A 26166-nucleotide genomic window follows, 5' to 3' on the forward strand; every position below is an offset into this window, starting at 1 on the left:
TAACATTGCCCCTTCCCAAATCATTAAAGACCGTTTTAAGAACATTTAAACACTATAACACGTATATTCAAAATACCTTCATTTATCCTCAATTAACTAATGGGCCGATTAAAGGATTAAACAACAAAATTAAGGTACTTAAGCGAAATGCTTATGGCTACCGTAATTATTCACACTTTAAAAATAGAATTTTATTAATGATGCGTTTATATGCGCCAAATCACTCGTCCAGAATCGCTACTTCTTAACACTGATTTTGAATACAATCGATCCCATCATTTGCTTATTTTATCTTTTGATCTAAAAAAAGAGGCGAAGTAACCACACGGTTACCTCACCTCGCCATCAACCCTATTTGACAAAGAGCCGTATTATATTATTCTTCTGTGTTTTGGTCTCTAAGACCGTATTTTTTGTTGAAACGATCCACACGCCCGTCTGCTTGTGTGAATTTTTGACGTCCTGTATAGAACGGATGTGAATCAGATGAAATTTCGACACGTATTAATGGATATGTATTGCCATCTTCCCATTCAACTGTTTCTTTTGATAATTTTGTTGAACCTGACAAGAATTTAAATCCTGTCGTTGAGTCCATAAACACTACTGGATGATATTCTGGATGGATATTTTCTTTCATTTGTATTCTCTCCTTTGCCCTAGTCTATTTGCTAAACTAGAGATTTACATAATAATAAAATTAATCAACACGGTTAATATTAGCAAAGCTAGACTGATTTTGCAATACTTTTGAGACTTATTTTCCGATATTTTTTATTTTTTTGTCTTTGATTCAATGATTGAAAGCATTTGTTTTAAAAACTCTTCATTCGTCTCATATTTTTTAACGGTACGTATAAAGCGTTCGCTTTCTTCAATATGATTATTGGTGAATTTGTTGCGGACATTCCACATCACACGTTCGGCATCTTTTGTAAGAAGTAAGTCTTCTCGACGCGTGCTTGATTGACGGACATCAAGAGCTGGGAAGATGCGTTTCTGTGCCATTTCTCTTGATAGTTGAATTTCTGCATTTCCCGTCCCTTTGAACTCTTCAAAGATTACATCATCCATGCGACTTCCTGTTTCAACTAAAGCAGTCGCTAATATCGTTAAGCTCCCACCTTCTTCAATATTACGCGCTGCTCCAAAAAAGCGTTTTGGATAATAGAACGCAGCTGGATCAATCCCACCAGATAACGTTCGTCCACTTGGCGGTGTAATCAAATTATAAGCGCGTGTTAAACGCGTTAAACTATCCATTAATATAATTACGTCACGTTCATCTTCTACAAGACGCATCGCCCGTTCTAAGACAAGTTCAGCCACTTTTACATGATGCTCTGTTGGTTGGTCAAATGTACTTGAAACAACGTCTGCGTCAACACTCCGTTCGATATCCGTTACTTCTTCTGGTCGTTCATCAATTAATAAAATAATTAATTCCGCATCTGGATGATTTTCACGAATACCTTGTGCAATTTGTTTTAAGACGGTTGTTTTACCTGCTTTCGGCGGTGCAACAATCATTGCTCGTTGTCCAAAGCCAATCGGTGCAACTAAGTCAATAATACGTGGTGCTAATTGATTCGTTTTCGTTTCTAACTTCATAAATTGGTTCGGATAAATCGGTGTTAAAGCGGGGAAATGATCACGATTTTTAGCTTTTTCAGGATCACGGTTATTCACTTTCATTACTTTCATTAAACCATTGTAGCGCTCATTTGTTTTAGGCGGACGAGCAATTCCAATGACACGATCGCCGTTACGTAATTCAAATCGTCGAATTTGAGAATTCGAAATGTAAATATCTTCTGGACTCGATGAATAGTTAATCGGTCTTAAGAAGCCGAAACTTTCATCGTGCATGATGTCCAAAACACCTTCCACTTGAAAGAAACCTTGCTCTTCTTCTTGTGCACGAACAACGGCTAAAGACAGTTCTTTCTTAGTCATTTTACTGTAATAAGGAATTTTAAACTCGCGTGCAAAGTTATAAATTTCCTTTAACGTCATTTGTTCGAGATCCTTTAACGTTAAATTTGGTGCTTTTTCCTTATTATCATCTAATTTATTAGTTTTCATTGCTTTCATCCTCAATCATACGGATATCTGCGCCTAATGCTGTTAATTTATCAACAATTTGCGCATAACCTCTTAAAATGTGTTCAATATTAGAAACAACGGTTGTCCCACTAGCCATTAATCCCGCAATAATCAAAGCAGCTCCTGCACGTAAATCACTTGCAGCTACTTCAGCCCCTTGTAATTCATTCGGTCCATCAATTAAGATGGTATCTTCTTCTACTTTAGCTTTTGCGCCCATTCGAACAAGTTCTGGAATATGGTTCACACGTTTAGGATAAATTGTATCTATAATCGTTCCTGAACCTTGTGCTTTAAGCAATAACGGTGTTAACGGTTGTTGTAAGTCTGTAGCAAATCCTGGATAAGGTTGTGTCTTCACACTAACCATTTTCAACTGTTCGCTCGGCCAAACAAAGATTGAGTCCTCATCGATATCCATGCGTACACCCATCTCCGTCATTTTTGAGATTAAGCCTTCAATGTGTTCATATATTACATTTTTTATTAAAATTCCTTCTCCTACTGCGGCAGCTAATGAAATATAAGTTCCCGCTTCAATTCGATCAGGAATAATCATATGTGTACACCCGTGTAATTCTTGGACTCCTTCAATTCGGATCACATTCGTACCGGCTCCACGAATTTTGGCACCCATTTTATTTAACAATGTAACAACGTCAATAATTTCCGGTTCACGTGCAGCATTTTCAATAATTGTTTTACCTGGTGCTTTAACACTGGATAAAATCGCATTAATTGTTGCACCAATTGAAACTAAATCCATATAGATTCGAGTTCCTTGTAAACCATTTTCACTAGATTTCAGGGAAATTGCTCCTTGTTCATTTTTTACAATCGCACCTAACGCTTCGAACGCTTTAATGTGCTGATCAATTGGACGTGGCCCTAAGAAACATCCACCCGGCATCCCAATGACACCTTCTCCAAATTTACACAATAAAGCCCCCATAAAGTAATAAGAGGCACGCATACTTTTGATTCTTCCAGTTGTCATCGGAATGGATTTCATTCCTACTGGATCAATTACTAAAGTTCCGTTATTAAATGCAGTCGATACGTTAAAATCACCTAAAATTTCTATTAATGCATGAACATCTTCAATATCTGGAACACCTTCTAAGATAACAGGCCCATCTGCTAAAATAGCTGCTGGTATTAGCGCAACGGTACTATTTTTTGCCCCACTGACAGTAACTTCACCTTTTAATTTACGGCCACCATTAATCACAAATTTACGCATATTCTTCTCCTTAAAATTATTACATAATATCTCAACCCGTTTAGAAGTATCGTATAAATATTTATTATTAACCACACTATTTCCTTATTCTATTTCATAAAGATAATCTCTTGCTTGTACTTTTTATCGACCAATATACTTAATTATATTAATTTATTACTCAGTTAAATTTACCATATCAAATATTTATTATTAATTTTTGTTACTTTCAAAATTTTGTATAAAATAGTATACGATATTTTAATGGTTTTTACTATTCAAACTTAATATGTTTTCTCGTAAAAATCAAGTATTTATCATGAACTCTATTAGAACTGTTCAATCACTCATTTAACTGATGTACGGTTAGAAAAGATACAAATCATCTTTTTTTCAGCGCACTTCTTGGTTCAAACGTTCAGTAAGATGGATTCTTTTCAATCAATTGTGCCGATTACTAATGACTGTATACTGACTTCTAGATTACGTTTCAAGGTCTCACAAGCTTTTTTCTTTTGGCTAATTGATATAGTCAGGAATCAGTCATTTTTTTACGTCTCATACTGAGGTGATATCTATAATTTTGAAGATAGCTTTCGCTGATTCACAAAAAGGTTTTGAGTGTTTCTCAGAAGTTGACGGAAAGATATTCATTAAGAAATAAACATGGTACTTTTACCAACATGTGTTGATAAACTACTAACGGATGACAACAACCGTACTTTACGGGTATCAGATTGATTAGCTCCGTTCCTTGTACATCATATTTCTTAAGATAATTAAAGAAGGTAGATTAAGCGTCGTTATTTTCTTCATTTTAAACCAAAATAACAATGACCTTTCGATTACCTTTTTATAATATCAATCACTATATTACAATTTTTAAAAATCACTCAATGATTCTCTCTGATCTTTATAAATAGCCTATCAGTCACTGAATAAAAATAATCCACGCCTATGAGTGAGCAGTTCTATCATTCGTTGACCATCGGGAATAACTACTCAGGCAGACTCAAAACATATTTTTCCAATAAGCAAGTAAGCAAGCGCCTTTCTTTCATTTCTCTCATAACGTTCCGTTCAAACACTGTCAATAAAACTCACGGCCACGAGTTCTATGTACACGTAATTCAAGCGTTTCTGTCCAAGTCGTAAAATCACGCTCGTAGTATTCATTTCATTGGTTTTATCGCTTTTCAGATTATTCATAATCTTCAGTTTGAATGTATTTCGTTCGCTGATTTTCCATCAACTGATTGAATACAGTAGTCAAAATATTTTTAGAGACACTGTCTTTTACTTAACGTTCAATATGACTTTGAGTCTCAATACTATTAAGTATAAAATGTATTTTGGTCATGGAAAAATCTCCTAGGCATTTTTTAGTAGTTACAAATATTGCACCATAAAAGGGTTGTTACATGGACTTTATCGTTATTTAACATATTTTTAAGATGAAAGTTATTAATATCAATTATTATATTTCTGATTATATATTTAACAAAACCACTATTCCATTATTTATGAAGTGTAATAAAATAGATGCCTCAAGTCTATCAGTCTTTAAATACACCCATCCCAAAATAATACCTGAATAGCCATAAATAATAAATTCAACTAAATTTATTGGATTATGCGCCAAGGAAAAGATTACCGAAGTAATAAAAAGTCCAGAAACATATCTATTTCGAAAAATCCCTTTCAATAAAAAACCTCTAAACATCATTTCTTCCACTATAGCTGGTACTAATGCGCTAACAAACAAATTTATATACAGCGGATAATTCTCAAATATTTGTTCTGTAATTTCTTTATTGCAACTTATATTTTCATTAATTTTTTCTAATATTGGATCGATGAAAGCAATAACTAAATACATATATGTAATCAAATGAATTTGTTTAAAAGTAAAAATTTTTAGGTTAAAGAGCTTTATCTTCCAATTTTTAATTAAAATAAACTCAATGAAAACAAAAAATAACGCAAGCAAAAATAATATATGTTTGTCAGAATCTATGCTTAAAGTCACCATTAACTGTATGGTAAATAACAATAAAACTAAAATAATACTTTGAATTAATAGAATAACGTATTTTTTGTCGCTAATAGGCTGTATTTTTTGTTGGTCAATTCTTATAAATTCCTTTGTATCTTTTATGAAATTTTTCATATTATAATTATCAACAATTTGATACACATTATATCCCTCTTTTCGATAGCCTTTATACTCAATAACTTTCTTCTATCAAATAATTTTTTGATTTTTTGATTTGTAATGCTATAATATATTTTAAACTATTCTAGAAAAAACAGTCCAAAATCTTGTATAAAGATAGTATATAAGATTTTAATATTTTTTTACTGTTCAAGGTTAATACAATTTATCGTATAATTCAATCACTTATCATAAGATACTATTAGAACAGCCCAATAACCCGATTGGAAAATGTACGGTTAGGAAAGATACGAATCATCTTTTAACTTTGGCGCAATTCCTAGTTCAATCGTTCAATAAGATAGATGGTTTCCAATCGACTATGACCATTACCAATGACCATAATCTTCGAAACATTTGCTAAGGCCAAGCAAGCTTTAGTATATTAGTTTGATTGATACAGTCAGCAATCGGGCTATTTTAATGTGTCGTGGTAAGCTAATATCGTATGAAGATAGCTTTTACTGCTTCACGAAAAGATTTTGAGTGTTTCTTGGATATTATCGTAAAGATAGTTCTTAAGAAATGAACGTGGCATCTTTGCCAATTTGCGTTGGTAAATGACTGAGGAATGACAAAATCAAATCTTTACGGGCATCATAATGACAAGTTCCGTCTTTTCTGTATCATGTTCCTTAAGGTATTCAAAGAAGGTAACCCAAATGTCATCACTTTATTTATTTTAAATCATAAAACCAACGATTTCTCAATTGCCGTCTGTTGTAATCCCAATTGTAATATGGCGGCTTCTAGGAATTACTCGATAATCGTTTCATACTTTTGTGCAAAGTACATTGGTCATTAGGTCAGGATAATTCAAACCTGTGTTAGAACGATTCTACCATTCGTTGACCTTTGTGGGGTATCTATTCAGTTAAACTCAAATAAAAATATTTTGATACAAATTCCCCACAGATTTCTTTAACTATTTTTAAAACCTTGTGAGTTGAAATACCCTAAACATACATTTTGACCATAGAAGTAAGCAACGCTTTTCATTTCGTTGATAACGTGCAAATACCATCGATAAAAATGCGCCATCATGTGTTCTATGATCGTTTAATTAGAGCGCATCCCACTTGGAATGATTAAAATATTTTTAAACAATCATATTTTATTGGATATTCAACAATACTTTGAATCGCTTCATTGATTCAGTATAGAATTTAACTTGGACCATGTAAACTTCTCCTAGATATGTTTTTGTGGTTAAAAGCAATGCAAATAAAAAGTTTTATATGACTTTTTATCTTTTACGCTATTATACAAACTTTATCCAATGATAAAAAACACTAAACATCAATTTTACCGTGAAAGGCTGATTATTAAGTGTCAAAACAGCGATTATGCATTTTGTATCAAAATAGCAACAATTAGTAAACCTCTTATTTATTTTTACTAAAAGAAACAAAAATATTGTTATACTCATAAACAGTTAAGCAATAATACTGGCAACTAATTGACACATATACTATTAGATATTTATGGCCTCAATTGATTTATGTATCCGTTCGTAGCGTACCAGGCCAAGTAGTGCACACCCTCCATTCAAATCGTTAAACACATTGCCTCCTCATCTATGTTTCAATGAATCAACAGTGATTGAAACATTGAAGAAGCCATGAGCTTTATCTACTGTGATGCTAAAACTCACCAATTAATCGATATTTTTTTAAATGGAAACAGGCATTATTAATGAACTATTTCGGACAGTTTCCGTTTGAATCTCGTCAATCATTCAAACGATTACCATTGATGCACACCGTCCTTACATCGATTGAATTAAAAAATCATCAAGAATATAGATGATTCTTGACAAATTCCATCTGATTTGAGCTTTGAAATGCGAATTAAATCGTACACGAATTCGTGTGATGAATACCTTCACATATCCTAAATTAACTAATGGACTGTTTGAAGAATTAAACAACAAAAATTAAGGCGCTTAAGTAAAATGCTTATGGATACCGTAATCATTCACACTTTAAAAATAGAGTTTTATTGAGAAAACGTTTATACACACCAAATCACTCATCCAAATTTGTTACTTCTTAGCACTTATCTTATATCAAATTGATTCAATCGTTTATTCGCTTCTTTTACCTTTTAATTTGTAAAAAAAAGTGGTAAGGTAACTGTTCGGTTACCTCACCTACTCATCAATCCTATTTGATAAAGTACTATTTGATTTTCATTAAAAAAGCGCGATTAAGCTTGTTTCGCAGAGCCAAAGATTGCCATTGTTGCTTTAGTTGTTTCAATAATCGCTTCTTTACCTGGTGTAATTACTTTACGTGGATCGTAAACTTTGTCGTCAGTTGCTAATTTTTCGCGAACTGCTTTTGTCCACATTTGTTGTAATTCTGTGTTCACGTTAATTTTTGCGTGACCACGCTCAATAGCTTTTTTAATTTGGTATTCAGGAATACCTGATCCACCGTGTAATACTAATGGTGCGTTAGTCGCTTCTGAAATAGCTAACATTTCATCGAAGCCTAAAACTGGTTCGCCATCGTAAGTACCATGAACTGAACCTAAAGCTGCTGCTAATGCATCAATACCAGCTTCTTTAACCATACGTTTACATTCTTCTAAGTCAGCATATTGAATTCCACCAACAACGCCGTCTTCTTCTCCACCAACAGTTCCAACTTCAGCTTCAACTGAAGCACCTTTTGAGTGAGCGTATTCAACAACTTTTTTAGTCATTTCAATATTTTCATCAATTGGGAAATGTGAGTTGTCAATCATTACTGAAGAGTAACCTGCATCAATGGCACGTTTACATGAATCAAAGCTTGAACCATGATCCAAATGAAGTGCTACAGGAACTGTAATGTCCATGTTTTCTAACAATGCATTAACCATTGCTGAAACCACTTCTGGGCCACCCATATATTTAGCTGCACCTTCTGATACACCTAAAATAATTGGTGATTTTGCTTCTTGTGCTGCTGTTAATACTGCTTGTGTCCATTCTAAGTTGTTAATGTTGAATTGACCAACTGCATAATGCTTTTCTTTTGCTTTATTTAACATTTCTGTCATTGAAACTAAACGACTCATGTAATCGTCCTCCTTGAATTTGTTTTACCTTCGTTAAGACATATTTATTATACCAAAAAAAAACATCAATTGTTATTGTTTTTATATATTTTCTGAAAACCATTGATAATTAAGCGTTTTATTTTAATGCTGCTTTAACTAAACCGCTAAATAATGGGTGTGGACGGTTTGGACGTGATAAAAATTCTGGATGGAACTGACTCGCAATAAAGTATGGATGATTTGGTAGTTCAATAATTTCCACTAAACGTTTATCTGGTGATAATCCTGAGAATACTAGTCCTTTTTGCGCTAACATTTCACGGTATTCATTATTAAATTCATAACGGTGACGGTGGCGCTCATTAATTAAATCTTGTTCATATAATTGATGGGCAAGTGAACCCTCCGCTAAATAACATGGGTATAGTCCAAGACGCAACGTGCCACCTAACTCATCCACATTGACTTGATCCGTCATTAAATCAATCACTTTATGGTCAGCATGTGGATTTTCTTCTCCTGATATAGCATCTGTAATACCGACCACATTACGTGCAAATTCAACACAAGCCAATTGCATCCCTAAACAAATGCCTAAGAATGGAATGTTTTTAGTTCGAGCATATTCAATCGCGTTAATTTTACCTTCTACACCACGGTTGCCAAACCCACCTGGAACTAAAATACCATCCGCTTCTTTTAATAAATCATGAACATTTTCTTTAGTCACCTGTTGTGCCTTAATCCATTCAACCTCAACCGCTGTATCATATGTATAGCCCGCGTGATTTAGTGATTCTACAATTGATATATACGCATCAGGTAATTCAACATATTTACCAACAATCGCAATTTTTATACGTTTTTTTAGACGTTGAACACGTTGTTCTAAGTCCATCCACATGGTCATATCCGCTTCTGGCAAATCAGTGTAACCAAAATGGCGACATACATATTCATCCATTCCTTGTTCTTTTAAAACTAATGGAATAGTGTATAATGTTTCAACATCGCGTGATTCAATGACTGCTTCTGTTGGTACATCACAGAATAACGCTAGTTTTTTGCGTATATCTGTCGTTAAAGGTTGTTCTGTTCTTACAACTAATAAGTTCGGTTGTATGCCTAAGCTACGTAATTCTTTTACACTATGTTGTGTTGGCTTCGTTTTCATCTCAGCCGCTGCTTTTAAGTAGGGAATTAATGTTGTATGGATGTAGCAAACATTATTTGGTCCAACTTCTGAACGCATTTGGCGTAAGGCTTCAATAAATGGTAAAGACTCGATGTCTCCAACTGTCCCGCCAACTTCAGTAATGACGATATCTGCTTCTGTTGTTTCACCTGCACGCATAATTTTTTCTTTTAGGGCGTTAGTAATATGTGGAATGACTTGTACAGTCGCCCCTAAGTAATCCCCGCGGCGTTCTTTACGAATCACTTCTGAATATATTTTTCCAGTCGTCACATTTGAAAATTTATTTAACTTAATATCTATAAAACGCTCATAATGTCCTAAATCCAAGTCCGTTTCCGTACCATCATCTGTTACAAACACTTCTCCGTGTTGATAAGGGCTCATTGTCCCTGGATCCACGTTAATATAAGGATCGAATTTCTGGATGGTTACATTTAAACCACGATTTTTTAATAAACGTCCGAGTGAAGCTGCAACGATTCCTTTTCCAATTGATGAAACAACTCCACCTGTTACAAAAATATATTTGGTCATAGTTTTTCTTCCTTTCTTTAACTAGCAATAATTGGTAGCTACTCAGGTTAGTCAACTTAAAAAAGAAAAACCCCCAATCCTAAGATTGAGGGTAACTTGACTTCTCCCATATAATTGGGAGCCCAATCAATATACTACACGGCTTCTTTGTACAGGTCAAGTCTGAAATATATGATTAGTTAAATATTAAACCATTTAATGTCCTACCTTTAAAATTCTTCTAAATCATCATCCAAGTCTGCTTCATCAATAATTGTCAAATGATCGACTTCAGGGTCTTCATTATCTTCATCTGCACCAATTTCGCTTAAGTCTGATTTGTACGCTTTCAATTCTGCAGTTTCGTCATCTTCTTCATCGTCATCTTCGTCTGCTTCAACTTCTATGATTTCATCTTCTTCGATTACTTCATCTTCTTCAATTTCTTCATCGTCATCTGAATAGTCAATGGCGTCCTCATCATCATTAAATGCGTTAAATTTCTTTGCCTTTTTGCGATGAAGACGTAATTCGTCATCATCGATTGATGATACGATTTCTTCGTCAATGGCGTCAATGGCATACCAAGCACGTAACCCCCAACGATTATCTCCTAAAGAAATAAATGATCCGTCGATATTTAAATCAGTATAGAAACGAGTCATTTCGGCTTTTAATTGATCATCACTCATCTCTAAATATTCTCCGACTAATGTTAATAATTCGGAGAAATCAATTACATTAGTACGTTCATTTAAAATAGCATGAGCGACTTCAATCATTGATAGTTCGTTTTTTGCATATTGGTCTAATTTTTCTAGCTTCATATTCAACGTCCTTTCGGTCTATTCACTATAGTAGTTTACCTTATCTCAGGAATAAATTGCAACTCCACTTTTCCTTGATTGACTAATTGAGTCGCATGATATACAGCATATTCTACTGTTGCGTGTATTTCATTGGCGTTTCGTTCAACTAGTAACTGCTTCGTCTTTACATCAAACATGAGTCCATTGCGGTTCCATCTTGTTTCTTTATTTAAGATAAAGGTGTTTTTAGTAACGGGCTCACTATAACGAATGTGTTGCAATTGAGGTGAGTCAATTCGATAAATTGAACGCTCATTATTTTCCTTATCATGGTAAGTTATATAGAATACGCCTTGTTTCTCAACAAGAGTTGCTGGTGTTTCAATTATTTGTTTGTCACTCAATGTGCCTTGCTTCGTATGAAACGTTTGCTTTAAAGTTCCAACAATCATTTGTCACGCTTCCTTCAATAATAGTCTTATTTTAATTAAAGCATAAAATTAAAGAAACACCAAACAATTCATGACCGATTTTTCTGTTTATTTTAAATTGAATATATTATCATTTGACATATTCCATTGAGTTAGAACATTATGTGGCTTTAGATTCGTTAATGAATATTCTAAAACAACTTCTTTTGTCATTAAATCTAATTTTTTATATGTCTTTTGATTTGCTCCTGTATTTTCCACTAAGTTCAATGTGTTGTCTCTTGTGAATACACTAAATGAATGAGTATCATCATTTTGTAATTTCATTGTATCAATTGATTTTGCTTCTTCTCCAGCGATTGCACCGATGTTATCCATAGTGTATGTTTTTATTTCATTTTTTTGATAATCAATAGTTAAAAATTTTGACCCCATTTGATGAAGTGAAATATCTTCATTTTCAATATTATACGCTTGGCTCTTTTCTTGAGTAGACAGGTTAATCGTAAAGATGTTATCTTTCTGTCCTTCTCTTGCCTCTCTAATCAGTAATTTGGCATCTTCATTATCAAATGTCATCCAGCCTGCTTCACTCACAACAGTTTGAGCCCCCGCAATTCCAAGTGAGTATATATCACTTACTTTTAAATGATTTTTTTCTTTATTTGTTTCAATGACTTTATAGTCCGACAATTCTGGTATCATAAAAAATATTTTAGTTGGCGTCTCATATGCCGTTATAATTTCAAAGGTGAAATTTTTATCAAACGGCTTAATTGAATCGCTTGGTAAATCAATTGTTTGATCGAACATCTTTTGATGATCTAAATCATATTTCATAACAACTAACTTAGGATTTTCTTTCCAATCAACATACATAAAACTTAATAAGTTAGGTGTTTCATTGACAAAGTGACTCACTTTCAACAATTTATGCCCTTTCTTTTCAATTGCTTTTAAGAAAGGTTTTGGATAATTTTTGCTTTGAATTCTTGGAAAATAATCGCCCACATAACTTGGATAAATGGTCTTCCCTTTGTTGACATAAGCGTATTCCCAAGATGGCATGTTACCATTTTCACTATTCAACATTATATCAATTACTAAATTATCTTTAATATTATATTTATCAACTTTTGTATCAACTTTAAACTCAGGCAATTGATTCATATCATGATTCACGATGAAAAATGTCCCCGTCAAAGTCAAAACAATGACTATTAATAGGATCAATGGTGTCTTATTATTCTTCATGTTTTCCCCTCCTTATACTGACAAATGACGTTGCGTTAATCGATAACCAGCTAATAACAACAAAGCATTGCCCAATATTTCTAATACAAAAAATGCTGTGGCATTATACTCTCCAATAATGTAAACCACGCTTAAAAACAGGAGGAACGGCACGCCAATCAAAAAACATATGCTCGCTACTATTCCCCAAATACGGTACCCTGAGTAGAGGCTTCGATAAATGATGACACTATTCATAATGGTTAAAACGACCCCGCTCATGAATAGAATGTACTGTGCAAACGAGAATGGATTAGTTGGCAATATTAATTGAAAAAATATCTCTGAACTATTTAAAATACGACTTGGTGAAAAATAAACGTTATTCGATAAAATCGGAAAGAATAATTTTAACATTAAATAATATGCTATTCCCAAAAGGTGTTGCACACTAACAAACAATGAGATAACTCCTAATTGAAAGACCCATTTCGCTAAAAATAGATAAAACCTTTTTACTGGAATAAGCATTAAACGATCGATAAAGTGACTACGCATCTGCCACTCACGTAGCCAAGTCCACGCACTCATTAAAATAATTAAGAAAATCAGTATGAGCTGTAGTCCAAAGAATAACATCTCGCTAGAAAAATTGGTCCAGATTCCTAGTGAAGCATTCTTCCATTCATTCCCCCAAATAACCACTAGACTCATCGTAATAAAAGCAATGACTCCTAGTATAAATAACTTCGCGCGCTCCCATTCTAAAATAATCAATTTATATAAAAATCTCACGTTCATACACCTCCTGCATCAAGTCCATTACATTTTGGCCTTTTTCTTCACGCCACTCTTCCAAGTTGATATCATTAATAATATGCCCATTTTTTAGCATAATAATTCGATCGGCTAAGTTTTCAATTTCGTGTATATCATGTGTTGCCATTAATACACTTTTATTTTCCATAATGTCAGTTGTAAATACATTTAGTAATTCTTCCCGACTGAATACATCAATCCCAGCGAAAGGTTCATCAAGTAAGATATACGACGTATCTAGAACTAAACTTAATAGTAAATTCAATTTTGCTTGGTTTCCTTTTGATAAAGTCCGAACACGTTCTTCAGGGTTTAGTCGGAAGAACGTTAAGAGTTGTTCTGCTCGTGCACTATTATAACTGTCATAGAACGTTTCCATAAGTTCTAATGACTCTTTGATAGTTAGATGCGGCAATAATGCCAAGTGATCACTAACAAATCCTACATTTTCGTATGATTCAAACGTAAATGGTTGACCATCCACCAATACTTCTCCCTTTTGGTGTGGAATCAAATTCATAATCGCTTTAAGTAAGGTTGATTTCCCTGTTCCATTCAAACCGACGATGATAGTTACTTCATTAGGCCTTAATTCAAAACTAATATCTTCTATGACAACTTTTTTACCGAACTTAACGGTCAAATTTTTTACTTCAAGCATGCTTACCCTCCTTAAGTGAGTGAATTAATTGTTCAAGAGTTTCAACGACACTTTCATTCGTGAATCCCATTTGCTTAAGTCTTGTTATTAAATCGTTTAAGATTTCATCCGTCATGGATTGACGAAGTACTCGTAATCGTTCATTGTCGCTTGTCACAGAGCTAGTTGTATTCCGCCCCGTTTCTATCAATCCTTCTTCTTCTAATGCACTATATATACGTTGTGCAGTATTAGGATTAATTCCTAATTGCTTAGCAAAATCACGACGACTTGGTAAATCTGTACCTGCTTGCCACTCACCACTAATAATTTTCGATTTAACATAATCGACCCCTTGTTGATAAATAGGAATTCGATGATTAAATTTCATGACTACACCTCCCATCAAACCTATTAAATACTTGTGTGATTTGCGACTATTTTTAAATCTGTACTTTTGTATTATTCAACTAGTACACTTAGAGTATAGATCAATTATTGAATGATGTCAATCTGAAGCACAAAAAAAGAGTTAATCCTTAATCGGACTAACTCTTCTATTCGTCTATTATCCTTCTTGTTCGATTACTTGCACGATATGATTAGCATACTTTTCACACGCTTCTTGCGTTTTAGCTTCAACCATGACACGCACAAGTGGCTCTGTCCCACTTGGACGAACTAAAATACGTCCTTCTCCATTCATCATCTCTTCAGCTTCATGAATAGCTTGTGCAACAGCTGGAATATCCATCACATGGTGTTTATCTTTAACAGGTACATTGATTAAAACTTGTGGGAAAGTTTCCATTATTTGCGCTAATTCAGACAATGGCTTACCCGTTTCTTTCATTACATTTAACAGTTGAATACCTGTTAATAATCCATCGCCCGTCGTATTAAAATCTAAAAAGACGATATGGCCACTTTGCTCGCCGCCTAAATTGTAACCACCTTCGCGCATTTTCTCAACAACATAGCGGTCGCCTACTTTTGTTTTTTCAAGCGTTAATCCTAATTGATCAGCCGCCTTAAACATTCCTAAGTTACTCATCACTGTCGTTACGACCGTATCTTGATTTAATCGTCCTTTTTCTAATAAATGTTGCGCACAAATTAACATCATCCGATCGCCGTCAATGATATTACCGCGTTCATCGACTGCTATACAACGGTCGCCATCGCCATCAAAACTTAATCCAACATCTGCACCGCTCTCAACTACTAATTCGGCTAATTTTTCTGGATGTGTCGATCCTACTCCATGATTAATATTTAATCCATCCGGTTGATGACCCATTAATTCGAATTCTGTATTTAAATCTGCAAACAAACGGGTTAATAACGAAGCAGTCGCTCCATTCGCACCGTCTAAACAGACATTTAAACCAGCTAAGTCGGTTGGAATTGAATTTTTTAGAAATTGCTCATACTTGTGTGAGCCTTCTAAATATTCTTCTACACGACCTAATCCTTCAGTTGCAGGTCGGGGTAATTCATCGATTTCTTGATCTAATAATGCTTCAATTTTAGCTTCTGTTTCATCTGATAGCTTAAATCCATCTGATCCAAAGAATTTAATGCCATTGTCTTGCGCTGGATTATGCGAAGCCGAAATCATAACACCCGCTGCCGCGCCTTGAACACGAGTTAAATACGCTACGCCTGGCGTTGGAATAACACCCAATTGCATGACTTCGATACCAACAGATAGTAAGCCTGAAATTAATGCATACTCTAATAATTGTCCTGAAATTCGTGTGTCTCTCGCAACTAAAACACGTGGGTGAGATGTTTCCGCTTCTTGAATGAGTACATATCCACCATATCGACCTAACTTAAATGCTAATTCAGGTGTCAACTCACTATTTGCGACACCGCGCACTCCATCTGTTCCAAAATATTTTCCCATCTTTTTCTCTCCTTTATATTCCACTCTTATTAGAAATAGAATAGTTCCTATTCAATCGATTCATCTAATTTAATGATTCGTCTTTTTCTTTTTCAACTTTTTCTTCGTTTGTCTCGTTCGGTTTAACATTTTGATTGTCTTCCGAATCAGACTCTGTTTCTGAGGTGTTCCCACTTATTTTCTTTTTACGCACTTTCACTTCCACCTTGTCATATACATCAGCGAATACGCCTGATGGTAAATGTAATCGTGCATAAACTGTTTCGTTATCTTTTACAGTCGCTACATCAATTTGTACCGATACTTCATAAATGTTTGATAGTACTTTTTTGTCGCCTGAAATTTGAATTTCGGCTGGTTCAGCTATATAAGAATAAGCAAACCCTTCTTGTTCATTCGTTGAATTAATAATGATTGGTACAGTTTTTTCTAAGAATGTATCTTCTTTACGAATAACATTAATCGATTGTGGTTCAATATTGACAGATAGCGTTTGCCCTTCGCGGTCAAATGCATTTAATTCCACTTGTTGACTCGCCGGCGATTGACGACTCATTTTAAAGACTCCACGAATAGATTGAATGGCTTGAATTGTACTTTCTGAACCACGCACTTTAGCTGTCTTTTCTCTAAACTCAACATTATTTTGAATACCTACACCATCTTCATTTACGATTTCAATTGGATATTCACGTGTAATAAGACGTTCAATTTGAATTGTCACTTTTCTAGGCACAACAATCCCACTTAATTCTGCTGGTAATCCTTCAGTGGTCAAAGTAATTTCATGCGTCCCTACGCCTAACTCGTCTAAATTAGGTGTTACTACCTTGAAGTTCCGATTAGACGAGGCTATTCGAACCGCACTACTTGGTCCTTGTAACGACACAGAAACTTCTGTTGGAAGACCTGAAACTACAAAATCATTTTCTGAAATTTTAGCAGAAACAGGTATTTTATCTACTGTTTGCTCTGCTTGTATACTAATTGACTGACTTTGTCGATTGGATAAATTAATAGATTGTACATACGAAAATAATAAAATCGTTAATAATAAAGAAATTCCCGCAGTTACAAAACGATTATTCAACCATTTACTCATTCTTGTCGCCTCCTGCCTTAAAGTATTCAAACAGTTCGCGAATGGACTTCATACTTGAATCTTTTTTCTCATCTTCATGTACTAACACATCTTCTAAAATGGACTCTAAACGTTCTTCGTTTAAATCTCTAAATAATCGATTATGATGTGTAATACTTACTGCTCCCGTCTCTTCAGAAACAATAATAGTTAAAGCATCACTTACTTCACTTAAACCAATTGCGGCACGGTGTCGTGTCCCTAATTCTTTCGGAATCAACGGGCTTTCTGAAAGCGGTAAGTAACTTGCTGCTGTTGAAATTTTATATCCTTGTATAATAACAGCTCCATCATGCAATGGAGTATTTGGAATAAAAATATTAATTAACAATTGATTTGATATATCTGCATCTAATGGGATTCCTGTATTGACATACTCTTGCAAAGAATTTTCAATTTCAATCGAAATTAGCGCACCAATTCGACGTTTCGCCATATAGGCAGTTGCTTTAATAATCTCAGAAATTAATTGTTTACTTGGATTATTGCGATGAATTTGTCTCGTCCAAAAAGTTGAACGACCGATATGTTCTAGTCCACGACGAATCTCTGGTTGGAACACAACAATTAACCCAATAATTCCCCATTGAATAATCATATTAATAATATAATCTAATGTATTTAATCCAATCATATAAGCAAACACTTTAATCGCCAAAACAACGATTAACCCTTGAACTAAATGAACCGCACGCGTTCCACGTATAATTTGAAGCAATTTATATATTAAGAACCAAACGACAGCTATATCGATACACTGTATAAGCGTTTGCCACGATAAAAAATTCGTCCACTCAAACATTAATAACATCCCTTCTATCCTTTAAATACTACTTATCACATATTATAACATGGATTGCCGGTCATGCATGTATCCATGTAGAGAAACGTTGTATTCTTGCATATTTTAGATAAAAAAAAACCGACTACTAGAGTCGGTTAGTACTGGGCTAGCTGGATTCGAACCAACGAGTGACGGAGTCAAAGTCCGTTGCCTTACCGCTTGGCTATAGCCCAATCAATGGAGGGGGGCAGATTCGAACTGCCGAACCCGAAGGAGCGGATTTACAGTCCGCCGCGTTTAGCCACTTCGCTACCCCTCCTGAATCGTACTCCATTAATATACACAGGTCTGCAACAAAAAACAAGTCTTTTTTTGAATTCTAATTATTTTTTAATTTTATATTATTTCCTATGATCTGATATATCACTAATGATAATTGGTTTGCCAACGATTCAAGTATTTTTCAAGTGCTTCTAACAAAATAAAAACAAAGAAAGTTGCTGCACTCAACACTAAAATACCCGCATACATATCAATATAATCCAGTTGATACCATGAATTAATAATAAAATATCCCATACCATAACGCGTTCCATAAATTTCAGTAAAGAATAAGACGGCCATCGCTGTCCCTAAGGCAACACGCGTTGCACTAATTAATGCACGAATAGCTAAAGGTAACGTTACTTCTTTTAACAAACGCCATTTCGGTGCACCTAACACACGAAGTACATGATAAATAGATTTAGGAGTTGTTAACAATTGATCACGGACGGTAATAATCATTTGAAACACTAAAATCAACACAATCATCGTAATTTTTGACTGTTCTCTCAAACCAAATACTAGCATCACAATTGGTAGTAAAGCAATTTTAGGCAAAGGATATAAACTATAAATAACGGGATTAATCCAAGCATTCAACTGGTCGAAAGTTCCCATTAATCCACCAACAATTAATGCAATTGTACCCGAAATTAAAATCCCCCAAAATAGTCGGGTTGCACTAAAATATAAATGCCACCCCAACTTTCCACTAATAAGTTGTGGAAAATGACGATAAACCGCAATCGGCGATGGAATAACTGTATTTTGATACAATGTGCTGGTCAGCCACCAAATCAAATGTAAAATAAACCATACGATAAAAACTTGGAAAAGTTTTTGGCTTTTTTTTATTAGTTCCATGCTTGTTTCAACACCTTTCTTAAATCTTTCATTAATTCAAAAAATGTTAAGCTATTACGGCGTTCGTCATAGTTTAATGTCCGTAACGGATTATCGATAATTTGAATCACTTCACCTTGATTCTTACCTAGAATTAAAATGCGATGTCCTAAAAGTAATGCTTCTTCAATATCATGCGTAATTAAAATTGTTGCAAACGTTTGGTCTTGCCACAATTCAAAAAATAATTGTTGGCATCGTTCTCGCGTTAATGTATCTAAAGCAGAGAATGGTTCATCCATCAATAATAAATCCGGTTTTAAAATAAAACTTCGTGCTAAAGCAGCGCGTTGTTGTTCGCCCCCACTTAGCTCACTCGGATATTTATGAGCATATGCTTCAATCGCTAAACGTCTCATTAATTCATTGACTTCTTGTTCCACACTATCATGTAAATGTTTTTTGATTTTCAAGCCGATTAATATATTGTCACGAACCGTTTTAAAGGGTAACAACCCGCCATCTTGCGGCACCCAACTAATGGTTTGCGTTTTAGGGTCAATCGCTTGCCCGTTTAAATCAACTTGTCCCGTTTGATGTTGATGTAACCCATTCAAACAGTTTAATAAAGTCGACTTGCCTGATCCACTTGGCCCGACGATAACGACACATTCTTCATTAGCTACAGTTAACGAGAAGTCATGAATGACTTCTCGTTTCCCATGCCATGCTGTTAAATTTTTAATAACTAACATATTCATCCCACTATTCTAAAATGATCTAACGATTATTTCACGTCTGTGACGATGTTATTTATAAAGTCTTTTTGATCCCATTCTTCTGTATAAAGACCTTGTGCTTTTGCCCATTTCATAGCTAATTCAAATTGATCTACATTGATTGGTTTCGCATGTGTATATTTTGGTAATTCGAATGTATCTTTAATAGCTGGACTAAAGCCAATTTTTTCTTCTAATACACTGTAATATTCATCTAAATCATGAGCTTCCATGTAATCAACCGCACGATTATATGCACGATAGAATGCTAATACAGCTTCTTTTTTGTTTTCTAAAGCATCTGTTGTAAACGCAAATCCAGTTGGATGAATATCTAACTTGTCACTACGTACGATTTCGTGCATTCCTTTTTGTAATGCCATTGAACGGAATGGTTCAGGTAAAATTGTTGCATCAACTTGTTTATTCGCTGTTGATTCTAAGCGAACTGGAATTTGAGGAATTGCTTCGTTAACTGTATCTTCTGATGTTTTGCCAATTGTTTGCATCGCTTCATCTAAGAAATAATGAGGAGCTTGTCTTTGAATGTAAGCAATTGATTTACCTGACAAATCTTCAAGTGTTTTTACTTCGTCGTTGTTTGATACAATACTGAAGTAACCCACTGCTTCACTTGTTAATTTCCAATCTAAACCATTCTTACGGTAGTTGCTAAAAGCAATTAAGTCCGTAATTGTTCCATCTAAACTACCGCTTGAAATGGCTGCTTCACGATCAGTTGGTGCTTTGAATGATTCAACTGTAATATCCAAACCTTCTTCTTTAAAGAAACCTTGTTCTTCCGCAATGTAAACTGGAATTGCTTCAGTTGCTGGCATGGTCCCAAAAGTTAATTCTAATTGCGTTTTTGGTTCAGACTCTTTATTATCTGTTTTGTTAACGGCTTCTTCAGTTGGTGTACAACCAACTAAAATAGCGCCAGCCATTAATGCTAAAGCACTTGTAATTTTCTTTGATAATGTTGTCAATGTGTTTTCCTCCTTTTATTTGCACAGATTGTGATTTTGTTCACTATTTAGCGCATGCTAAACATCTATAAAAAAACTTTATACTATAATTTATGATCTTGCAACTAATAAGATTAGCGCATTCCATATTTTTCACTTTACTCTGAGATTATCTACAAATTATTTGTTTCTCTATTTATCATGAGAATGATTATGATGGCGATAGGCAGGATTTTTGCGTAAAGTGAAATGGTCTGGAACAGGATCCATTCCTCCTTGAATAAACGGATGACACCTTAAAATACGGCCAATTCCCATAATAAACCCTTTGATGGCTCCATGTTTTTCTAACGCTTGTAACATATAATTAGAACAAGTTGGACTATATCGACAACTCGGTGGTAATCCGGGCGAAATAGCGCGCTGGTAAAATCGAACAATTGCTTTTAATAATGTTTTCAACTGATTACCTCTTTCTTATTTCTCTTACTCATTGCATTTAATTGAACCAACATGTTTTTGTCGCATTTAAAGAAAAAAAGTGTATACTATCTTTAGTTACTTTTTATTATACTGATTAAGTCTTTTAAAACCAATTAGAAGGCTTTTTATTCAATTAGGAGGGAAAAAGCACTATGAAAAAAATCAGCACTTATCAACTCACTTTAACCGCTATTTTTATTGGGATTTTAATTTTCCAAACATTCGTTCCATTTCTAGGATATATTCCAATTCCCCCATTAAATTTAACGATTATTCATATTACTGTCATTATTGGGGCCTTAATTATTGACCGGCCGTATCATATTATCGTTGGGATTGCGTGGGGATTATTAAGCGCAAGTCGTGCTTATATTGCGCCTACTTCACCATTTGATATTTTAATTTTCCAGAACTTTATTATTGCAGTTGTTCCTAGAGCGCTTATTCCAATCGCTGCACGCCTGGTATTTGATGCATTAAGAGAAAAAAATGATTTCAAATTAGCCGCTTCTGCAGGTGCTATTGTTGGCACCATTGTCAATACAGCCGGTGTATTAGGATTAATCGCTTTAATTAAGGGCGAACAATACGCTACTTTAAAAAGTGTGGACGTTAGTCAAATTTATAAATTATTAGGTGCTGTTGTTTTAACAAATGGTGTGCCTGAAGTCATTGCTGCAGCTATTATCGTCCCAACAGTCGTTACGATTTACTTGAAAACATCAAAATTTAGAACACATCATTAAAAGGAGAATTCAATGCAAAACCAACCAAACCATTCGAAATTAAAGGACTCAACCGATTCGCTACCTATCGATAAGCAATTATCCACTCGATACATTCAACTATTAGGTGGTCGTAATACATTGTTTACTTTAGTTACTTTATTACTAATCGGCCTGGTTATTTTTATTTTTAATCAAATTCCATTTGTTTTTTATCCACTACAAATTATTTTTAAAACAGTCACTTTACCTATTTTACTCGCAGTTATTCTTTATTATTTATTTGTACCACTTGTTAATTATTTAGAACGTAAAGGATTAAAACGTGTATGGGGAGCTAGCTTAGCTTTATTAATCATTTTAAGCGTATTTGCTGGCACATTAGCTTTTCTCATTCCTTTAATTATTACTCAGGTTCAACAATTTTTATTTACTTTGCCTCAAACATTTAATAATTTAATTGATTGGTCGAAACACGCTGCTGATGATTCTATTTTCCAAGAAGGTGTAGCAAAAATCAGTTCATGGTTACAAAATAATTTAGATCAATTACCTGAAAAATTAATGCAAAGCACTAATACAGTAATTGCGAATACATCCGTTATCTTTTCACAAGTATCTTCTGTGAGTATCGCACTAGTAACGGCACCGATTATCTTTTTCTTTTTATTAAAAGATACACGAACATTACGCAATAGTTTCTTAACGCTATTTCCTAAAAATAGCCATCAATCATTAATGAATGCATTACAGTCCATGAATCAACAAGTGGGCGCGTATATTCAAGGGCAATTAATTGTTGCTTTCTGTATCGCTGTTCTCCTATTCATTGGCTATTTAATTATCGGCTTAGATTATGGCTTAGCTTTAGCGGCTTTAGCTGGTATTACAAGTGTCATTCCTTACGTTGGTCCATTTATTGCCTGCGTACCTGCTGTTTTAATTGCAGGATTCACCTCTCAAACCATGCTTTTAAAAATGATCATCGTTTGGATTGTGGTTCAAGTATTAGAAGGTAATTTAATTTCACCAAATGTTATGGGTAAAAAATTACAGATGCATCCAGTCACTGTTATTTTAGTCATTTCAATTATGGGGAATTTAATGGGATTAACAGGTATGATATTAGGCGTGCCTTTATTCTCTATTTTAAAAGTTGTATCAATTGGTTTATTTAGAGCCTTTAGATATCGCTACAATTATTATTATGGTGATAATGACAATCGTTTCCTAGATTGGGAAAATATGGCAGCAGATGTCACTGAAACAATTAAAGAACCGTTCTTAATGAAATTAAAGCATACCTTTATCCTCGATCCTCAAGATCGTCCATCGAAAGAAGAACAAATTTGGCAACAATATAATAATGTTGAAGAAGAAATTGAAGCGGAAGAATTAATTAAGTAATTCAAGAAGTGATTCTTCCATCAAAAAGAGCGTCCAACCAAATCGTTGAACGCTCTTTTATTATGTATTTTTTGAATGATTAGTCTTACATCATACCCATTGATGGATCCATGCCTGGCATACCTGCTCCGGCACTTGGTTCTTCTGGAATATCCGCAACGACTGCTTCAGTGGTTAAGATTAACGCTGAAACACTTGCCGCGTTTTGTAAAGCAGAACGTGATACTTTAGTTGGATCAACAATTCCAGCTTTTACCATATCTACCCATTCACCATTAGCAGCATTGTATCCAATGCCTGATTCTTCTTGTTTAATATGGTTAACGATAACTGAACCTTCTTCTCCTGCGTTTGTTGCGATTTGACGTAATGGTTCTTCTAACGCACGAGCGACAATTTTAATTCCTGTTAATTCATCGCCTTCAGCTTCTAGTGCTTCTACATATTTTTGTACTTCGATAAAGGCAGTTCCCCCACCGGCTACAATTCCTTCTTCAACCGCTGCACGAGTTGAGTTTAAAGCATCTTCGATACGTAATTTTTTCTCTTTTAATTCTGTTTCAGTAGCTGCTCCCACTTTAACTACAGCGACTCCACCAGCTAATTTAGCTAATCGTTCTTGTAATTTTTCACAATCAAATTCAGACGTTGTTTCGCTCACTTGACGGCGTAACCCCTCAACACGATCAGCGATTGCTTGTTTATGACCTGCACCTTCAACAATTGTTGTATTGTCTTTTGTCACTGTCACACGGCCAGCTGTTCCTAATTGATCCATTGTTGCTTCTTTTAACTCAAATCCTAAATCTTCTGTAATAACTGTTGCTCCAGTTAGAACGGCGATATCTTCTAACATCGCTTTACGACGATCGCCAAATCCTGGTGCTTTTACTGCTACAACATTAAATGTTCCACGTAATTTGTTCAGAACTAATGTTGGTAAAGCTTCACCGTCTACATCGTCTGCAATAATTAATAGTGGACGCCCTTGTTGTAAAATTTGTTCTAACAATGGTAATACATCTTGAATGTTTGAAATTTTCTTATCTGTAATTAAGATATACGGATTTTCAAGATCTGCTGTCATTTTTTCGTTATCGGTTACCATATATTGTGATAAGTACCCACGATCAAATTGCATCCCTTCAACGACATCTAAGTCTGTTTCGATCCCTTTTGATTCTTCAATCGTAATAACGCCATCGTTTCCAACACGTTCCATTGCTTCAGCAATTAATTCACCGATTTCTTTATTTCCTGAAGAAATTGCGGCAACTTGTGCGATAGCTTCTTTTGAATCAATATCTTTTGATAATTCTTTTAATGCATCGATTGCTACACGAGTCGCTTGTTCAATTCCACGACGAATGCCGACTGGATTAGCACCTGCTGTAACGTTTTTTAATCCTTCACGTACAATTGCTTGTGTTAAAACCGTCGCTGTTGTTGTTCCATCACCAGCAATATCATTTGTTTTAGATGCTACTTCACTGACTAATTTAGCTCCCATATTTTCAAAATGGTCAGCTAATTCAATTTCTTTCGCAATCGTTACACCATCGTTTGTAATTAATGGTGAGCCAAATGCTTTCTCTAAAACAACGTTACGTCCTTTAGGTCCTAATGTAACTTTTACTGTATCAGCCAACATGTCGACCCCTCTAAGCATTTTGCTACGTGCATCTTCTGAAAATCTAATTTCTTTCGCCATCTATATCTTCTCCTTTATGCTCGTTGTTCAATCATTTTTCAACATACATGTTATTGGTTATTATTCAACGATTGCCATAATGTCTTCTGCTTTAATTACTAAATAGTCTTGCCCTGCATAATTAACTTTTGTTGTTAAGTAACTATCGTAAATTACTTTATCCCCTGTTTTAAAAGTAGGTTCTTCAATGGCAGATGAAATCGCAATGACTTCGGCCATATTTGATTTTTCTTGTGCTGAAGTTGGTAAAACAAAACCACTTTCAGTTGTTTTTTCTTCGATTTCTTTTAAGATTACTCGCTTATTTAACGGTTTCAACACGTTCATCGCCTCCAAGATATTTGTTTACTTCGTTTATCATTTAAAGTTTAGCACTCAATACTTTTGACTGCTAACTGACTCTATCTTAACTAATTTTGACCAACGATGCAAGTATTTGATTTTTTATTTCATGCTCCCTTAAACATTTATAAAAAAAGAAAAGGAAGCTAGTCTCCCTTTGATATGCTCCCCCTAAAGTAGACACTTGAAAAAGTAAAACTATTTTAGGGGGAGTTTTTCATGCGTAAAAATAAACGTTATTCAGCTAATGAGTTAATGTATTTTATTGATCTCTATTTAATCAGTGGAATATCCTATGCAGAACTACAGGAAAATTATGGCTTAAAATTAAATAATAAAAACTTTCGAAAGTACCTTAATAAGTATAGAATACATGGGCCTTCGGCTTTAATATCGAAAGGTAGCAATAACAATTATTCTGAGCAGTTTAAAAAGAAAATTATTGAGGAATGTTTGAGCAATGAAGCCTCTTATTTAGAGCTCGCTACAAAATATAATATTCCATCAGATAGT

At 34.5% G+C, this 26166-nt stretch carries 26 protein-coding genes, 2 tRNA genes and 1 pseudogene; 4 read left to right on the forward strand and 25 right to left on the reverse strand.

Annotated elements, in window-relative coordinates; genetic code table 11:
* A partial coding sequence (locus tag L866_RS09270; protein WP_211236681.1) for a transposase occupies positions 1–248 on the forward strand: 248 nt, incomplete at its 5' end.
* A gap of 128 nt (positions 249–376) precedes the next feature.
* Here L866_RS09270 and L866_RS0105035 read toward each other — a convergent pair.
* From L866_RS0105035 to yidD, 23 genes and pseudogenes are all read right to left on the reverse strand, one after another.
* A complete protein-coding gene (locus L866_RS0105035; RefSeq protein WP_025729766.1) occupies positions 377–640 on the reverse strand; it encodes a type B 50S ribosomal protein L31 in 264 nt (87 codons plus the stop codon).
* 134 nt (positions 641–774) lie between these two features.
* Positions 775–2085 carry a transcription termination factor Rho gene (gene rho / locus L866_RS0105040; protein WP_025729768.1) on the reverse strand — a complete coding sequence of 437 codons (1311 nt, stop codon included), beginning with the start codon at positions 2083–2085 and terminating at the stop codon, positions 775–777.
* Positions 2075–3349, reverse strand: coding sequence for a UDP-N-acetylglucosamine 1-carboxyvinyltransferase (locus L866_RS0105045; RefSeq protein ID WP_025729770.1), 1275 nt, complete (start codon positions 3347–3349; stop codon positions 2075–2077). Before L866_RS0105045 ends, rho begins: the two co-directional genes overlap by 11 nt.
* 253 nt (positions 3350–3602) lie before the next feature.
* Positions 3603–4688: pseudogene (locus L866_RS09560) on the reverse strand (transposase).
* Positions 4689–4817: 129 nt separating this feature from the next.
* Positions 4818–5525, reverse strand: coding sequence for a CPBP family intramembrane glutamic endopeptidase (locus tag L866_RS0105050; protein ID WP_025729772.1), 708 nt, complete (start codon positions 5523–5525; stop codon positions 4818–4820).
* A 456-nt stretch (positions 5526–5981) separates the two neighbouring features.
* Positions 5982–6116 (reverse strand): transposase, encoded by a 135-nt coding sequence (locus L866_RS09865; protein WP_425387352.1) that lies wholly within the window; start codon positions 6114–6116, stop codon positions 5982–5984.
* A gap of 1635 nt (positions 6117–7751) precedes the next feature.
* On the reverse strand, positions 7752–8609 hold the full coding sequence (gene fba / locus L866_RS0105055) for a class II fructose-1,6-bisphosphate aldolase (protein ID WP_025729775.1): 858 nt from the start codon (positions 8607–8609) through the stop codon (positions 7752–7754).
* 118 nt (positions 8610–8727) lie between these two features.
* Complete coding sequence (locus L866_RS0105060; protein WP_025729776.1) at positions 8728–10323, reverse strand: CTP synthase; 1596 nt, start codon at positions 10321–10323, stop codon at positions 8728–8730.
* Between the two features lie 209 nt (positions 10324–10532).
* Positions 10533–11129, reverse strand: coding sequence for a DNA-directed RNA polymerase subunit delta (rpoE, locus tag L866_RS0105065; protein WP_025729778.1), 597 nt, complete (start codon positions 11127–11129; stop codon positions 10533–10535).
* Positions 11130–11164: 35 nt separating this feature from the next.
* Positions 11165–11563, reverse strand: coding sequence for a DUF1934 family protein (locus L866_RS0105070; RefSeq protein ID WP_025729780.1), 399 nt, complete (start codon positions 11561–11563; stop codon positions 11165–11167).
* Positions 11564–11650: 87 nt separating this feature from the next.
* Positions 11651–12796 carry a hypothetical protein gene (locus tag L866_RS0105075; protein ID WP_025729782.1) on the reverse strand — a complete coding sequence of 382 codons (1146 nt, stop codon included), beginning with the start codon at positions 12794–12796 and terminating at the stop codon, positions 11651–11653.
* 12 nt (positions 12797–12808) lie between these two features.
* Positions 12809–13570 carry a hypothetical protein gene (locus L866_RS0105080; RefSeq protein ID WP_025729784.1) on the reverse strand — a complete coding sequence of 254 codons (762 nt, stop codon included), beginning with the start codon at positions 13568–13570 and terminating at the stop codon, positions 12809–12811.
* Entirely contained in the window at positions 13554–14255 is a 702-nt protein-coding gene (locus tag L866_RS0105085) for an ABC transporter ATP-binding protein (protein ID WP_025729786.1), read from the reverse strand. Before L866_RS0105085 ends, L866_RS0105080 begins: the two co-directional genes overlap by 17 nt.
* Positions 14248–14625: a GntR family transcriptional regulator gene (locus L866_RS0105090; RefSeq protein WP_025729788.1), complete on the reverse strand. Its 378-nt coding sequence runs from the start codon at positions 14623–14625 to the stop codon at positions 14248–14250. Before L866_RS0105090 ends, L866_RS0105085 begins: the two co-directional genes overlap by 8 nt.
* Before the next feature lie 177 nt (positions 14626–14802).
* On the reverse strand, positions 14803–16146 hold the full coding sequence (gene glmM, locus L866_RS0105095) for a phosphoglucosamine mutase (protein ID WP_025729790.1): 1344 nt from the start codon (positions 16144–16146) through the stop codon (positions 14803–14805).
* A 64-nt stretch (positions 16147–16210) separates the two neighbouring features.
* On the reverse strand, positions 16211–17248 hold the full coding sequence (locus L866_RS0105100) for a CdaR family protein (RefSeq protein WP_025729792.1): 1038 nt from the start codon (positions 17246–17248) through the stop codon (positions 16211–16213).
* Complete coding sequence (cdaA, locus tag L866_RS0105105) at positions 17241–18098, reverse strand: diadenylate cyclase CdaA (protein ID WP_084030298.1); 858 nt, start codon at positions 18096–18098, stop codon at positions 17241–17243. Before cdaA ends, L866_RS0105100 begins: the two co-directional genes overlap by 8 nt.
* 134 nt (positions 18099–18232) lie before the next feature.
* Positions 18233–18304, reverse strand: a tRNA-Gln gene (locus L866_RS0105110).
* A gap of 5 nt (positions 18305–18309) precedes the next feature.
* Positions 18310–18390: transfer RNA gene (locus tag L866_RS0105115), tRNA-Tyr, on the reverse strand.
* A gap of 107 nt (positions 18391–18497) precedes the next feature.
* Positions 18498–19259 (reverse strand): ABC transporter permease, encoded by a 762-nt coding sequence (locus L866_RS0105120; protein WP_025729795.1) that lies wholly within the window; start codon positions 19257–19259, stop codon positions 18498–18500.
* On the reverse strand, positions 19250–19993 hold the full coding sequence (locus tag L866_RS0105125) for an ABC transporter ATP-binding protein (RefSeq protein WP_025729797.1): 744 nt from the start codon (positions 19991–19993) through the stop codon (positions 19250–19252). The genes L866_RS0105120 and L866_RS0105125 overlap by 10 nt, the downstream gene beginning before the upstream one ends.
* Positions 19994–20025: 32 nt before the next feature.
* Positions 20026–21006: an ABC transporter substrate-binding protein gene (locus L866_RS0105130; RefSeq protein WP_025729799.1), complete on the reverse strand. Its 981-nt coding sequence runs from the start codon at positions 21004–21006 to the stop codon at positions 20026–20028.
* A 171-nt stretch (positions 21007–21177) separates the two neighbouring features.
* The gene (gene yidD / locus L866_RS0105135) at positions 21178–21447 is read right to left on the reverse strand and encodes a membrane protein insertion efficiency factor YidD (RefSeq protein ID WP_025729801.1); all 270 of its coding nucleotides are present in this window, start codon (positions 21445–21447) and stop codon (positions 21178–21180) included.
* A 173-nt stretch (positions 21448–21620) separates the two neighbouring features.
* Here yidD and L866_RS0105140 point away from each other — a divergent pair, with 173 nt between their 5' ends.
* Entirely contained in the window at positions 21621–22214 is a 594-nt protein-coding gene (locus L866_RS0105140) for an ECF transporter S component (protein WP_025729803.1), read from the forward strand.
* Between the two features lie 12 nt (positions 22215–22226).
* Positions 22227–23600 carry an AI-2E family transporter gene (locus tag L866_RS0105145; RefSeq protein ID WP_025729805.1) on the forward strand — a complete coding sequence of 458 codons (1374 nt, stop codon included), beginning with the start codon at positions 22227–22229 and terminating at the stop codon, positions 23598–23600.
* A gap of 85 nt (positions 23601–23685) precedes the next feature.
* Here the strand turns inward: L866_RS0105145 and groL are convergent, their stop codons facing one another.
* Both groL and L866_RS0105155 read right to left on the reverse strand, forming a co-directional pair.
* Entirely contained in the window at positions 23686–25311 is a 1626-nt protein-coding gene (gene groL, locus L866_RS0105150) for a chaperonin GroEL (protein WP_025729807.1), read from the reverse strand.
* A 60-nt stretch (positions 25312–25371) separates the two neighbouring features.
* On the reverse strand, positions 25372–25632 hold the full coding sequence (locus tag L866_RS0105155; RefSeq protein ID WP_211236682.1) for a co-chaperone GroES: 261 nt from the start codon (positions 25630–25632) through the stop codon (positions 25372–25374).
* A gap of 240 nt (positions 25633–25872) precedes the next feature.
* Between L866_RS0105155 and L866_RS0105160 the strand changes: the two genes are divergently transcribed.
* Positions 25873–26166: transposase (locus L866_RS0105160; protein ID WP_025729811.1), on the forward strand; the 294-nt coding region annotated here is incomplete at its 3' end.

It is taken from the genome of Atopobacter phocae ATCC BAA-285 (assembly GCF_000526675.1).
GTDB classification, from domain to species: Bacteria; Bacillota; Bacilli; order Lactobacillales; family Aerococcaceae; genus Atopobacter; species Atopobacter phocae.

Excerpts from the sequence above, each read along its gene's own strand:
- L866_RS0105075 (WP_025729782.1), bottom strand. The coding sequence starts at position 12,796 with ATGAAGAATAATAAGACACCATTGATCCTATTAATAGTCATTGTTTTG.
- cdaA (WP_084030298.1), bottom strand. The coding sequence starts at position 18,098 with ATGTTATTAATGTTTGAGTGGACGAATTTTTTATCGTGGCAAACGCTT.
- L866_RS0105100 (WP_025729792.1), bottom strand. The coding sequence starts at position 17,248 with ATGAGTAAATGGTTGAATAATCGTTTTGTAACTGCGGGAATTTCTTTA.
- L866_RS0105145 (WP_025729805.1), top strand. The coding sequence starts at position 22,227 with ATGCAAAACCAACCAAACCATTCGAAATTAAAGGACTCAACCGATTCG.
- L866_RS0105085 (WP_025729786.1), bottom strand. The coding sequence starts at position 14,255 with ATGCTTGAAGTAAAAAATTTGACCGTTAAGTTCGGTAAAAAAGTTGTC.
- L866_RS0105090 (WP_025729788.1), bottom strand. The coding sequence starts at position 14,625 with ATGAAATTTAATCATCGAATTCCTATTTATCAACAAGGGGTCGATTAT.
- L866_RS0105125 (WP_025729797.1), bottom strand. The coding sequence starts at position 19,993 with ATGTTAGTTATTAAAAATTTAACAGCATGGCATGGGAAACGAGAAGTC.
- L866_RS0105045 (WP_025729770.1), bottom strand. The coding sequence starts at position 3,349 with ATGCGTAAATTTGTGATTAATGGTGGCCGTAAATTAAAAGGTGAAGTT.
- L866_RS0105035 (WP_025729766.1), bottom strand. The coding sequence starts at position 640 with ATGAAAGAAAATATCCATCCAGAATATCATCCAGTAGTGTTTATGGAC.
- rpoE (WP_025729778.1), bottom strand. The coding sequence starts at position 11,129 with ATGAAGCTAGAAAAATTAGACCAATATGCAAAAAACGAACTATCAATG.
- L866_RS0105120 (WP_025729795.1), bottom strand. The coding sequence starts at position 19,259 with ATGGAACTAATAAAAAAAAGCCAAAAACTTTTCCAAGTTTTTATCGTA.
- L866_RS0105070 (WP_025729780.1), bottom strand. The coding sequence starts at position 11,563 with ATGATTGTTGGAACTTTAAAGCAAACGTTTCATACGAAGCAAGGCACA.
- L866_RS0105140 (WP_025729803.1), top strand. The coding sequence starts at position 21,621 with ATGAAAAAAATCAGCACTTATCAACTCACTTTAACCGCTATTTTTATT.
- rho (WP_025729768.1), bottom strand. The coding sequence starts at position 2,085 with ATGAAAACTAATAAATTAGATGATAATAAGGAAAAAGCACCAAATTTA.
- glmM (WP_025729790.1), bottom strand. The coding sequence starts at position 16,146 with ATGGGAAAATATTTTGGAACAGATGGAGTGCGCGGTGTCGCAAATAGT.
- fba (WP_025729775.1), bottom strand. The coding sequence starts at position 8,609 with ATGAGTCGTTTAGTTTCAATGACAGAAATGTTAAATAAAGCAAAAGAA.
- groL (WP_025729807.1), bottom strand. The coding sequence starts at position 25,311 with ATGGCGAAAGAAATTAGATTTTCAGAAGATGCACGTAGCAAAATGCTT.
- L866_RS0105060 (WP_025729776.1), bottom strand. The coding sequence starts at position 10,323 with ATGACCAAATATATTTTTGTAACAGGTGGAGTTGTTTCATCAATTGGA.